The organism is Sphingomonas faeni, from assembly GCF_023195535.1.
In the GTDB taxonomy this organism is placed as follows: domain Bacteria; phylum Pseudomonadota; class Alphaproteobacteria; order Sphingomonadales; family Sphingomonadaceae; genus Sphingomonas; species Sphingomonas faeni_B.
The window spans coordinates 513,339-525,750 of sequence record NZ_JALPNF010000003.1; the positions used below are offsets into that span (position 1 = coordinate 513,339).

The 12,412-nt window shown below is 66.2% G+C and carries 11 protein-coding genes; 2 read left to right on the top strand and 9 right to left on the bottom strand.

The window, feature by feature from the left end; translation table 11 throughout:
- Positions 1-15: 15 nt before the first annotated feature.
- On the top strand, positions 16-1,113 hold the full coding sequence (locus tag SPHN_RS09635) for a fatty acid desaturase family protein (RefSeq protein ID WP_248522923.1): 1,098 nt from the start codon (positions 16-18) through the stop codon (positions 1,111-1,113).
- An 86-nt stretch (positions 1,114-1,199) separates the two neighbouring features.
- On the opposite strand, the gene lptG is transcribed toward SPHN_RS09635, so the two are convergent.
- The 9 genes from lptG to SPHN_RS09680 all read right to left on the bottom strand — a co-directional run bounded on the left by lptG (position 1,200) and on the right by SPHN_RS09680 (position 11,348).
- Positions 1,200-2,300 (bottom strand): LPS export ABC transporter permease LptG, encoded by a 1,101-nt coding sequence (gene lptG, locus SPHN_RS09640; protein ID WP_248522924.1) that lies wholly within the window; start codon positions 2,298-2,300, stop codon positions 1,200-1,202.
- A complete protein-coding gene (lptF, locus tag SPHN_RS09645) occupies positions 2,297-3,502 on the bottom strand; it encodes an LPS export ABC transporter permease LptF (protein ID WP_248522925.1) in 1,206 nt (401 codons plus the stop codon). The genes lptG and lptF overlap by 4 nt, the downstream gene beginning before the upstream one ends.
- Before the next feature lie 87 nt (positions 3,503-3,589).
- Positions 3,590-5,554, bottom strand: a complete 1,965-nt coding sequence (locus SPHN_RS09650) for an ATP-binding protein (protein ID WP_248522926.1) — start codon at positions 5,552-5,554, stop codon at positions 3,590-3,592.
- A gap of 216 nt (positions 5,555-5,770) precedes the next feature.
- Positions 5,771-7,033 carry a serine palmitoyltransferase gene (gene spt / locus SPHN_RS09655; RefSeq protein WP_248522927.1) on the bottom strand — a complete coding sequence of 421 codons (1,263 nt, stop codon included), beginning with the start codon at positions 7,031-7,033 and terminating at the stop codon, positions 5,771-5,773.
- Positions 7,034-7,158: 125 nt separating this feature from the next.
- Positions 7,159-7,404: an acyl carrier protein gene (locus SPHN_RS09660; protein WP_031394130.1), complete on the bottom strand. Its 246-nt coding sequence runs from the start codon at positions 7,402-7,404 to the stop codon at positions 7,159-7,161.
- Between the two features lie 58 nt (positions 7,405-7,462).
- Positions 7,463-8,374, bottom strand: coding sequence for an NAD-dependent epimerase/dehydratase family protein (locus SPHN_RS09665; protein WP_248522928.1), 912 nt, complete (start codon positions 8,372-8,374; stop codon positions 7,463-7,465).
- A gap of 34 nt (positions 8,375-8,408) precedes the next feature.
- Positions 8,409-9,506, bottom strand: a complete 1,098-nt coding sequence (gene proB / locus SPHN_RS09670) for a glutamate 5-kinase (protein WP_248522929.1) — start codon at positions 9,504-9,506, stop codon at positions 8,409-8,411.
- A gap of 118 nt (positions 9,507-9,624) precedes the next feature.
- Positions 9,625-10,671, bottom strand: a complete 1,047-nt coding sequence (gene obgE / locus SPHN_RS09675; protein ID WP_056055836.1) for a GTPase ObgE — start codon at positions 10,669-10,671, stop codon at positions 9,625-9,627.
- Positions 10,672-10,748: 77 nt separating this feature from the next.
- Positions 10,749-11,348 carry a TetR/AcrR family transcriptional regulator gene (locus SPHN_RS09680; protein WP_248522930.1) on the bottom strand — a complete coding sequence of 200 codons (600 nt, stop codon included), beginning with the start codon at positions 11,346-11,348 and terminating at the stop codon, positions 10,749-10,751.
- 63 nt (positions 11,349-11,411) lie between these two features.
- Between SPHN_RS09680 and SPHN_RS09685 the strand changes: the two genes are divergently transcribed.
- Positions 11,412-12,281, top strand: a complete 870-nt coding sequence (locus tag SPHN_RS09685; protein WP_248522931.1) for a metal-dependent hydrolase — start codon at positions 11,412-11,414, stop codon at positions 12,279-12,281.
- Positions 12,282-12,412: the final 131 nt, after the last annotated feature.

Genomic DNA, 12,412 nt, shown 5'->3' on the forward strand with positions numbered 1-12,412 from the left:
GCAATGGACATGCCCATGGATACCTCGCTCAGCCTCGCTCGCGGCACGGCCGCTCCAGCCCCAGCAACACCCGGTGCGGGTGTTGTGCGTATCGCCGACGACAAGCCGATGCTGCGCGCTGCGGCGGACCTGACGCGCGATCTCGTGAAGCCACGGCCGGCGGTGTATTGGGGCGACCTTATCGCGTCGATGGTGCTGGGCTATGGCGCGCTGTTCGTGGCGGCGACGAGCGACTCGACGGCGGTGGCGGTGATCGCCGCGATCGCGTCGGTGCTCGGGCTGTACCGCGGGCTGAGCTTCATCCACGAAGTCAGCCACATGAAGCATGCCTCGGTACCGAACTTCCGGCTCGGCTGGAACATTCTCGTCGGCGTGCCGATGCTGACGCCGTCATTCATGTATGAGGGGGTGCACAACCTCCATCACGCCAAGACGCGCTATGGCACGGTTGAGGATCCCGAATATCTGCCGCTGGCGCTGATGAAGCCGTGGACGTTGCCGCTGTTCATCGTCGTGTCGGCTCTGGCGCCGATCGCGCTGATCATCCGGTTCGCGATCCTGTCACCGCTTTCGCTGCTCTCGCCGAAGCTGCGGACGATGGTCGTCGAGCGCTATTCGGCGCTGGCGATCAACCCGCAATTCCGCCGTCGTGCGCCCGAGGGTGAGGCGAAGGCCTATTGGAACCGCCTCGAGGTTGCGGCGAGCCTGTGGGCGATCACGCTGATCGCGATCACGGTGACGGGCGTGCTGCCGCTGCGTGCGTTCCTGACGATCCTGGGCGTCGCCTCTGCGTTCGCGGTGCTCAATCAGGTCCGCACCCTCGTCGCGCATCTTTGGGAGAATGACGGCGAGCCGATGACGGTGACGGCGCAGTATCTCGACACGGTCAACGTGCCGCCGCCGGCGTTGCTGCCCGCGCTGTGGGCGCCGGTCGGACTGCGCTACCACGCGCTGCATCACCTGCTGCCGGGGCTGCCCTATCATGCGCTGGGCGAGGCGCATCGCCGGATTTCGGCCGAGCTGGACGCGATGTCGCCGTATCACAAGGCGAGCTATCCGGGGTTGCCGGGGCTGGTGAGCAAGATCGCCCGCAGCACGATGGTGCGCCGCTGATCTAAGCTTGTTTCCCCGCGAAGGCGGGGACCCAGACTGGGCTCCCGCCTTCACGGGAGAACAAGGACTAGCAGGATGCCGTCCGGTCATTCCTCGGACCGGATCAGCACAGCTTCGCCGATCAGGAAGAACAGCAGGAACGGCGCCCAAGCGGCGAGAAACGGCGGATAAGCCCCAAGATTGCCCATCGCCAACGCGAAATTATCCGCGACGAAGAACGCGAACCCCAGCCCCATACCGATCACCGCGCGCACGAACAGCTTGCCGGATCGGGCGATGCCGAACGCCGCGACCGCGCCGAGCAACGGCATCAGCACCGACGACAGCGGCCCCGACAGCTTGTGCCACAACGACCCCTCGAGCGCCTTGGTCGGCCGCCCCGCGTCGGACAGGTCGCCGATGGCCGCCTTCAGCGCACCGAATGACAGCCCGTCCGCATCGACGCTCGCCAGCGTGAACTGATCCGGTCGCACGTCCTTCGCGATCACCACCGAGCCGAGATTGGTGACCGAACCGCGCGCTACGTCGAACCGCGTCGCCGGCCCGATCAGCCAGCCGCCACCGGGCGCGAGCTTGCCGTGATCGGCGCGCAGGATGGCAACGAGGTTGCCGCCGGTCCGATCGTACAGCGTGATCCCGCCAAGCCGGGTCGCATCGCCGCGCCCGCGGATCTGCGCGACCTCGATCAAATCGTCGCCGTCGCGCACCCACACGTTCGCGCGGTCGCCGCGATCGATCGGCAGCTTGCCGTAATTCACCTTCTGCCACTGGTTCAGTGTCGCGGTCGAGCGCGCCACGACCCGGTCGTTGAACACGAAACTGATCACCGCCACGCCGAGGCTCGCCACCAGCAGCGGCGCGAGCACCTGATGCGCGGAGAGCCCCGAGCCCTTCAGCGCGACGATCTCGCTATTCTGGTTCATCGTGATCAGCGTCAGGATCGTTCCCAGCAGCACCGAGAAGGGCAGGAACCGCGACACGATCTGCGGCACGCGCAGAGCGACATATTGCCAGATCTGCGCGTCGCCATTGCCGGGAAAAGCGAGAATGTCGCCCGACTCGCTCAGCAGGTCGAGCGCCTGGAGCACCAGGACGAGCGCGGCCAGTACGGCGAACGTCCGCACCAGGAACATCCGCCCCATGTAGATCGCGACCGTGCGCGACGGGAAGAAGCTGACGGTTTTCATGCGGTCTTGCTCGTCTGCGACTTAGGCCGGAAGCCCGGAATGCGCTTGGTGATGGCCTTGAACGTCTTCGAGAAGACGCGTTCGAGCGCGCCGATCGGTTGCCCGCCGGGGACGTAGGCGATGGTGTAGTACATCCACAGGATCAGCCCGGCGAAGATCGTGAACGGCACCCACAGCGCGATGATCGGGTCGATCCGGCCGAGTTCGCCGACGTCCGCGGCATATTGGTTCACCTTGTGATAGGTGACGATCATCACGATCGACAGGAACACCCCGAGCGCGGACGAGGATCGCTTGGGCGGCACCCCGAGCGCGAGCGCGAGCAGCGGCAACAGGAACATCGTCGCGACCTCGGCAAGGCGGAAGTGGAACTCCGATCGGCTGCCGTCGCGTTGCTCCAGCGTCGCGCCGCGCTGACCCTGCTTGGCCAGCTCAGGCAGCGTATATTCGAGATTACGCCCGCCACGGACACGAAAACTCTCGAACTTGGGCAGGTTGATCGGCAGATCGTGGCTGGTGAAGGTCAAAACGCGGGGTGTCTTGAACTCGGGCTTGTTGTGGACGAGCGTGCCGTTCGCGAGCCGGAAGGTGATGACGTTGGGATCGTCGGTCGCCAGAAACTTGCCCTTCTCCGCGGTGACGCCCAGCCAATCGCCAGTCTGGGTCGACGCATGGACGAAGATGCCCGACAGTTCGCGGCCCTTGTCCTTGCTCTCCTCGATCCGCAGCGTCATCCGCTGGCCGAGATTGGTGAACTCGCCGACCTTGATCGACGCGCCGAGCGCACCGGTGCGCAACTCGAACCGCAACCCCTCGTAATAATAGCGGGCGATCGGCTGGACGTAGCCGACGATCGCCAGGTTCAGCAGCGCCAGCGCGATCGTGTACATGTATGGCACGCGCAGCAGCCGGTTGTAGCTCATGCCGACACCGCGCAGCACGTCCAGCTCGGACGAAGTCGAAAGCCGGCGGAACGCGAGCAGGATGCCGAGCATCAGCCCGATCGGAATGCCGAGCCCGAGATATTCGGGCAGCAGATTGGCGAGCATTCGCCACACGACGCTGATCGGACCGCCCTGCGTCGCGACGAAATTGAACAGCCCGAGCATGCGATCGAGCACAAACAGCATGACGGCGATCAGCAGCGTCGAGAACAGCGGCACCGCGATCAGCCGGGCCATGTAGCGGTCGATGGATTTCATGCGCGGGTTGGGCTCGGTCTGCTGGGTCGCGCGGGTATAGAGGGGCAGGGGCGAAGCGTCATCCCCTATCGCCGCATCAGTGAACGATCATTCCGCGGCGACCGGATCGCGCTGAGCGGTGGCCGTGGAGTTGGTGCGATCCGCTGCGATTGCCGTCGCCACGGCGCGCTCCAGACCGTTCAACGTGAAGGGTTTGCGCAGCACGTCGTGGCCACCGAACTGCGCGACGTTCACCTCGCCCGCAAAGCCGGTGACGAACAGCACGGCGATGTGCGGATAGAGCGGGGAGAGCGCGGCGATCATTTCGGGGCCGGTCTGGCGCGGCATCAGCACGTCGGAGATGATCAGCCCGATCGCCGGGTTCGCCGCCAGAAGGGCGGGTGCGGCGAGCGGGTCGTCGCAGGGAATTGCGCGGTGGCCGATCTCCTCCAGCGCGCCGATCGTCGCGGTCAGGACGCGCGGATCATCCTCGACGACGAGGATATCGAGCATCGCGGGGGGCGCCGGTACGGCGGGTACGACCTCGGTCGGCAGCGCGGGCGTGGGGGCGGCCATGACGTCGACGACGCGCGGCAAATAGAGCGTGACCGCAGTCCCTTCATTTGGCGCCGAGACGATCCCGACCTCGCCCTGCAACTGCTGGACGAGCGCAAAGATCTGGCTGAGGCCGAGCCCGGTGCCCTTGCCGACTTCCTTGGTTGTGAAGAACGGCTCGAATACGCGCTCGGCGACGTCGGGTGTCATGCCGCAGCCATCGTCCGCAACCATGATCGTCACGTAATCGCCCGCCGCGCACCGCCCGACCTGTTCCGCCGCCAGCGTGGTTGCGCCGGTAACGATCGTCAGCGTGCCTCGGCCGTTCATCGCATCGCGCGCGTTGACCGCGAGGTTGAGGACCGCGTTCTCCAGTTGGACACGATCGGCGCGCACGCAACAGCCTGCAGCTTCGTCTCGCGCCACCAATGTGATCGCATCGCCCAGCGTCCGGTCGAGCAGGTCGGACATGCCCGCGACCAGCGCGGCGGCGTCGATCGGCTCGGGCTTCAGCGAATCCTCGCGGCTGAAGGCGAGGAGGCGGCGGGTGAGCGCAGCAGCGCGGTTTGCGCCTTCGGTGGCGCTGTCGATGTGCCGACGCGCCGTCATCGGATCGGCGGCGACGCTGCGCCGGGCAAGCTCCAGCCCGCCCAGCACTACCGCCAGCATGTTGTTGAAGTCGTGCGCGATCCCACCGGTGAGCTGGCCGACCGCTTCCATTTTCTGGATTTGACGCAGCTTGGCCTCCTGCACGCGCAGTTCCGCGGTGGCGGCTGCGACGGCGGCGGTCAGCTCGTCGGCCCGCTTGCGTTCCAGTTCGGCGTCGGCGAGCGCGGAGGCACGCTCGCCGACCGCGCGGATCGTGAACCAGCCCAGCAGGATCGCGCCCAGCACGATCAGTACGCCGAATATCGCGAGCACGCCCGCGACCCAGCTGGACCGCTCGACCGACCCCATCGCCGCCGCCGTCCGCTGATCGAGCAGCGCGCGCTCGCCGGCGATCAGCGTGTCGAGCGTCGTGTTGATCTCGATGAGCGTCGGTGCTTTCCGCGCCTGGTAATAGCGCGCGAGCGCTTGCCCGTTCTTGCCGTAGCTCGTGTTGAGCGCGGTCATCGACAGCTCTCGCCCGCGCGCATCATAAGCGGCGCGCAGGCGGTCGATCCGCGGTTGCTGTTCGGGATTGTCGTTGGTGATGCGGTCGAGCCGGTCGATTTGCGTGCCCGCCAGCAGCCATTCGTCGAAATACAACTGGCCGAGCTGCTTGTCGCCGCTGATCACGTACCGCCCGAGCGACGCCTCCGACCGCGCGATCGTTCCCGACAGCGTGCGCGCCAGAATCATCACGTCGTAGCTGTGCGCCTGCAGTTCGAGTGCGCGGTCGCGCTGGCGGTTGGCGTTGCCGAGCGTCACGATGAGGGCGACAAGCACCATCGCGCCGAGCAGCCCCATCACGACCAGCGTGACGGTCCGCCAGGTCGCTCCGCCCCCCAGGGCCGCGGTCTGGGCCTCGCTTCGCATCACGCACGCACCCTAGCGCGCCGTCGCAGTCGCGCAATGATTTCGATTTTTTGGGGGGATTGGCTTTTCTGGCGCACGCATCGACCCAAAGACGCCGTCATCCTGACGAAAGTCAGGACCCAGAGCCAAGCATCGCGGCGTTCGTGACCCTGGGTCCTGACTTTCGTCAGGATGACGAGGTTTCAGTACGAGACTTACCTCCTGATCGTTAGCGGGTCAGCCGATCACCCCAACCGCACGTCCAGCCGCTTCGAACATTTCCAAAATCGTCGTGACCTGCTCGTCGGTATGCTCCGCGCACAGCGAGCACCGCAGCAGGAACGTCCCCGCAGGCGTCGCGGGCGGGCGCGCCATGTTCACGTACAGCCCGCCCTCCAGCAGCGACTGCCAGATCGCGATCGCCTGTTGCTGGTCGGTCAGGATCACCGCGATGATCGCCGAATCCGACGTTTCCGTGCCGAGCTTGAACCCCATCGCCTTCAGCCCGCCGTGCAGCCGGCGCGCATTCTTCCAGAGCTGTGCGCGCTTGTCGTGTGCGGTCATCAGTTTGCGGATCGACGTCGCGGCGGTGGCGACCACCGACGGCGGCAGCGAGGCGGTGAAGATGTACGGACGGCAGGCGAACCGCACCATTTCGAACTTCGGGTGGTTCGACACGACGAACCCGCCGACCGTGCCGACCGACTTCGAGAACGTCCCCACGACGAAATCGACCTCGTCGGTAAGCCCCATCTCCTCGTACACGCCGCGCCCGTTGGGGCCGAAGAACCCCATCGAATGCGCCTCGTCGACCAGCACCATGCAGCCATGCTTCTTGGCGACCGCGACCATCTCCTTCAGCGGGGCGATGTCGCCGAGCATCGAATAAACGCCTTCGAGCACCACCAGCTTGCCGGCCTCCTTCGGCAGGCGACCGAGGCGCTTGTCGAGATCGGTCACGTCGTTGTGGCGGAAGCGGACGATCTCGGCGTTGCCCTGCTTGCAGCCGTCGTAGATCGAGGCGTGGCTGTCGGCGTCGAGGATGACGTATTCGCCCTTGCCGGCGAGCGTCGAGATGATTCCGAGATTGGCCATGTACCCGGTCGAGAACACGATCGCGCCGGTCATGTCGTAGAAGTCGCGCAACGCCTGTTCGACGTCGACATGATCGTGGAACGTGCCGTTGAGCATGCGGCTGCCGTTGGTGCCCGACCCGAACGCGTCGAGCGCGTCCTTGCCCGCCTGGATCACGTCGGGGTCGAAGGTCATGCCCATGTAGTTGTAGGTGCCGAGCAGGATCGTGTCCTTGCCGCGGATCACCGCCTGGGTGGGCGACTTCACCTCGTCCATCACGATCGCGAACGGATTGCGCACGCCACTGGCGATCAGCGCCTCGCGTTCGGCGATGAGCGCTTCGAATTTCGACATGAGATCGCGTTCGGGCGCGACCTCGGGAGCGTCGACGGGGAGGGCGTGGGCGGTGGTGGCGGCTTCGGTCATGTTAGATTCCACGAGGTTGGAATGTGTCGTCTTTTCCCCCCACCCCGTTCGGGCTGAGCGAAGTCGAAGCCTCGCCTCACGGGGCACCCTTCGACTTCGCTCAGGGCGAACGGGGGAGGGTAGTGTTAGGCGGCCTTCAACTTCGCGACCGCATCGACCAGCTGGCCGACCGTCTCGATCTCGGCCTGCATGTTCATCGTGATGATGATGTCGAATTCGTCCTCGATCGCGGCGACGAAATCCATGACGGTCAGGCTGTCCCACTCCAGGTCACCCTGGAACGTGGTCGCATCGCTGAGCGCGACGCCCTTCTTGTTGAACGGCTCGATCTGCGCGGTGACGGTGTCGTAGATCTGCTGACGGTCGCTCATGCTATTCCCTTCGGTGTCGCACACATCCCTGACAGGAAATTGCGGCGGCTTTTCGGCGCTATAGCAGCCCGGCGGCGCGATACCACGCCGCGGTTTGCGCAAGCGCCTGTGGGGTCGGGACCGAAGGCGTCCAGAGCGCAGCCAGCGGCGGCTTGTGCGAGACCCAGTCGGGATGACAAAAATAGCTGACCCGGTCGCGTGTCAGCTTGGCCTTGCGGCGGCGGATAAGCCTGTCGGCGGCGGATGCCAGTTTAAGAAGCGCGCGCGGTGTCGAGAAAACCTTGACCGACTTGCCCACCGCCCCGTTCACCGCAGCGCCGATCGCTCGTGCGAAGTCGCGATTGTCCCAACCGTTCGGTACGCCGTCGTCGGGCTCCATGATCGACGGCGCATCGGCACTATCGGCGAGCGCGAGCAGCAGCGCGGTCAGGTCCTCGACATAGAGCAACGAGACGCGCGTGCCGGCCGGGGGCATCGGCACATAGCCGGACCGTGCCGCCTTGAAGACGTCGAGCAGCTCGTGATCGCGCGGGCCGAAGATCGCGGGCGGGCGGACGATCGTCCAGTCCAGCCCCGATGTCTGGACGCGCGTTTCCGCCTCCGCCTTCGACCAGCCATAATTCGACAGCGTCGGCTCGCGCGCGGCGAGCGAGGAGACGTGGACGAAACGGCGGATGCCCGCCGCCCGCGTCGCCTGGAGGATGCCTTCGGTGCCGGCGATATTGCCCTTGCCGAAGCCGGCCCGGTCGGGGGCGTTGACGACACCGGCGACGTGAATCACCACGTCCGCGCCTTCGACCAAGGTCGCGAGGCTCTTGGGGCGATCGAGCGCGCCTTCGATCCAGGTCACGCCGATACGCTTGGCCTGGGGCTTCCGGGCGAGCGCACGGACAATGTGCCCGGTCTCCAGCGCATGGTCGATCAGGTGGCTGCCGACGAACCCGGTGCCGCCGGTGATGGCCAGGATCATGACAGCGCTCCAGAGGTAAACACCGCGACGCTAGTCATAGGAGCGCCAAGTGATTCCGGTGCACCAGCGCAGACCGGGGCGCGTAGCCAAGGATCGCCGCATGCTCTTCGCTATGCCGTCCGAGCAGCCGCGCAGTTTCCGCCGCGTCATACTCCGCGAGCCCCCGCGCGACCGTCCCGGCAGGCCCCTCGATCGTCACGAGATCCCCGCGCGTGAAGCCGCCCTCAATCCGAGTCGCCCCGGTAGCAAGCAAACTCCGCCCCTGGCCGAGCGCCGCCGCAGCCCCCGCATCGACATGGATCGCACCCTTCGCGGTCAGTCCGCCCGCCAGCCAAGCCTTCCGCGCAGATGCAGTCCGTTCGGCAGTGAAGATCGTGTGGCGGGCAGGGGTGGAGAGTGGATGCTCGATCCGCCCCGACGCGATTGATAGTGGGATGCCGGCACCGGTCGCGATCCGCGCGGCGGCGATCTTCGAGGCCATCCCGCCCGAGCCCATCCCCGAGCCGGACCCGTCGTCCGCCATCCCCGCGACCGCGTCGATGCGCGGGACGCTGGCGATATGAGTTGCGGACGGATCGGCATGCGGGTTCGCGGTGTAGAGCCCGTCGACATCGGACAGCAGGATCACACCCTGCGCGCCGGCCGCCTGCGCGACGCGTGCGGCGAGACGATCATTGTCGCCGAACCGGATCTCCTCGGTAGCGACGCTGTCGTTTTCGTTGATGACGGGGATGACCTTGAGCGACAACAGCCGGTTGAGAGTCGCGGCGGCGTTGAGATAGCGGCGGCGGTCTTCGAGGTCGTCGAGCGTGACCAGCATCTGCGCCGCGTTCAGCCCCTGCGCGGCGAGCAGTTCGGCCCAGACCTGGCTGAGTGCGATCTGCCCCGTGGCGGCTGCGGCTTGCGCGTCTTCGAGACTCGCCCGGCCGCCCTTGGGGAGACCTAGACGCCGAGCGCCGAGCGCGATCGCGCCGGATGACACGATCGCGACTTGCTGGCCTTCACCAGTCCGAGCAGCAATGTCGGCCACAAGGCCCGTAAGCCAGTCCCGCCGAACGCTTCCGTCAGGATCGACCAGCAACGCCGACCCGATCTTAACGATCAGCCGCGTACAAGACGAAGGCGGAAACATCACTGCTCCCTCTCTCCTTCGGGGAGAGGGCCGGGGTGAGGGGCGGCCGAGCAGCACATCGCCCGGAACAGCCCCTCACCCAACCCTCTCCCCGCAGGGGAGAGGGCTAAGCAAGACGTCAGAGCGGCGACCATGCGACCGGCACTTCGCCTTCTTCCAGTTCCTTCGCCGCGCCCGGAGCAGGCCCGATCGCCTCGATCAGCTGGTCCAGCACCGCCTCGATCCCAGCGCCGCTCGCGCCCGAAATCGCCATCACCTCGGCACCACTGGCTTCGGCCAGTTCCGCCGACAGCGCCGCGATCAGCTCCGGGTCGAGCATGTCGATCTTGTTCAGCGCGACGATCACCTTCTTGTCGGTGAGTCCCTCGCCGTAATTCTCCAGCTCGTCGCGCACGATCCGGTACGATTCGGCCACGTCACGGTCGTTCGCATCGACCAGATGTAGCAGCACCCGGCAGCGCTCGATATGCCCGAGGAACCGGTCGCCGATCCCCGCACCCTCGGCCGCACCCTGGATCAGCCCCGGAATATCCGCGACCACGAACTCGCGCTGCTTGTGGCGCACCACGCCCAGCTGCGGCCGCGTCGTCGTGAAGGCGTATTCGCCGACCTTGGCCTGCGCGTTCGTCACTTGGTTGATGAAGGTCGACTTGCCCGCATTCGGCAAGCCCACCAAGCCCGCGTCGGCGAGCAGCTTCAGCCGCAGCCAGACCCACGCCTCGCCGAACGGCCAGCCGGTGCCGTGCTGGCGCGGGGTGCGGTTTGTCGACGTCTTGTAGCTCGCATTGCCGCGCCCGCCGTCGCCGCCACGGAACAGCACTTCGCGCTGGCCGACCTCGGTGAAGTCGATCAGCACCTCTTCCTTGTCCTCCGACAGCACCTGCGTGCCGAGCGGAACGCGGATGACGAGGTCCTTGCCGCCCGCGCCGGTGCGGTTCGAGCCCGATCCACCCGAGCCGCGGGGCGCGCGGAAATGCTGCGTGTAGCGGAAGTCGATCAGCGTGTTCAGGCCGGCGATGCATTCGAACACGATGTCGCCGCCCTTGCCGCCATTGCCGCCGTCGGGGCCGCCATATTCGATATATTTCTCGCGGCGGAAGCTGACGGCACCGGGGCCGCCCTCACCCGAACGTACGTAGATCTTGGCTTGGTCTAGAAAATGCATCGCCGCCCCATAGCGAAATGGGCAAAAATTTCTACCCTCTGCGATTCGGCTCGCGATTCGCCCCCGATCCGAGCGTGTCAGCAGCGGGGAGGGGTGGCAGCGTCCTTGCTGGCGAGCAGCGCGTCGAGCGCCAGTTCGCGTGCCTTGCCGACCGGCAATCCCAGCGCGCGCGCCATCGGCGCCCCCATCAGTGCATCGCCGAGCGCCATCAGCACCAGCGTTAACGTCTGTTCCTGGATCGGCTGGTCGCCGGGCATGTCGCCTTCCGCGAGCTCGTCGACCAGATCGTGGATCGCGGTGAGAATCGGGTCGAGCGCATCGGTATTCCCCGACAGGATCATCCAGCTCGCCAGCGCCCCCGCGCCGCCCTTGCCGAACGCATCGAAGGTCATCTCGACGACTTCGCGTGGGTCCAGCTCGCCGGCCCGCACGCGCAGCACCGCGGCACCGATCGTGCCGACGATGTCCGCCGCCATCCGCGTGATCAGCGCAGTATGCAGCGCCTCCGCCGAGCCGAAATGGTGAAGCAGATTGGCATGCGTCCGCCCGATCCGGCCCGCGACCGCCTTCAACGTGACCGCGCTGGGCCCGCTCTCGACGAGCAGTGCACGCGCAGCCTCGACGGCAGCTTCACGCGATTCGGTAGGGGAGAGGCGCTTGCGCGGTGTTGACGTCACAGACCGGGAAACCTATTTACATCAATGTAAGTAACGAGTGTTCACTCCTGTTTGGAGGTTTCCGTGGCGAAAGCAACCACGCCTGCCGATCTGACGATCACCCCGCGCGACCGCCGCTTCGGTCGTGGCGCCGCGATTCGCCGCTGGTGGCTGAACGACGATCCGATCGCGACCGCGTTCTACAACGCGTTGTCGGTGACGTTTCCCAAGGGCGAGGGCTATTTCGTCGATAGCGTCCGGAAGTTTCGCGAGGGCACGCCGCCGAAGCTGCACGCCGAGATCAACGCCTTCATCAAGCAGGAGGTGATCCACACCCGCGAGCATGTCGCCTTCAACCGCCACGTCACCGACCAGGGCTATGACGTCGCGCCGCTGATGGCCGATGTCGATGCGCAGTTGGCGATCACCAAGGACAAGCCCGAGATCGCCAGCCTCGCCGCGACGACTGCGCTCGAGCATTTCACCGCGATGCTGGCGCACGAACTGATCGCCAACCCGAAGCATCTGGCCGGTGGCGACGAGCAGGCGGCGGCGTTGTGGCTGTGGCACGCAGCCGAGGAGATCGAGCACAAGGGCGTCGCCTACGACACCTGGCTGCACGCGACTCGCGACTGGCCGCGGTTGCTGCGGTGGCGGATCAAGTCGAAGGTGATGCTGATCACGACGTGGCGCTTCTTCACCGGGCGTGCGCGCGGAATGGCGGAACTACTGCGGCAGGACGGACTGACCGGGCCGCGCGTGTGGGCGCGGATGGCGTGGTACGCGTTCGGCAATCCGGGGATGGCGCGAAAAGTCGCGGGTGTGTGGGCGGCCTATTTCCTGCCGGGGTTCCATCCGTGGAAGCATGACGACCGCGCGCTGATCGGGCTGGCGGAGAGCGAGTATGAGGCGGCGGTGCTGCCGGTGGCTAAGCGGGTGGCGGCGGTGGCCTGAGCCTTTTCCCGTCATCCTGACGAAAGTCAGGATCCAGAGCCATTAGCGACTGCACCCGTTACCCTCGATCCTGACTTTCGTCAGGATGACGGAGCTTTGTGGAACATGACTCGCAGGCTGCCAACTGACAT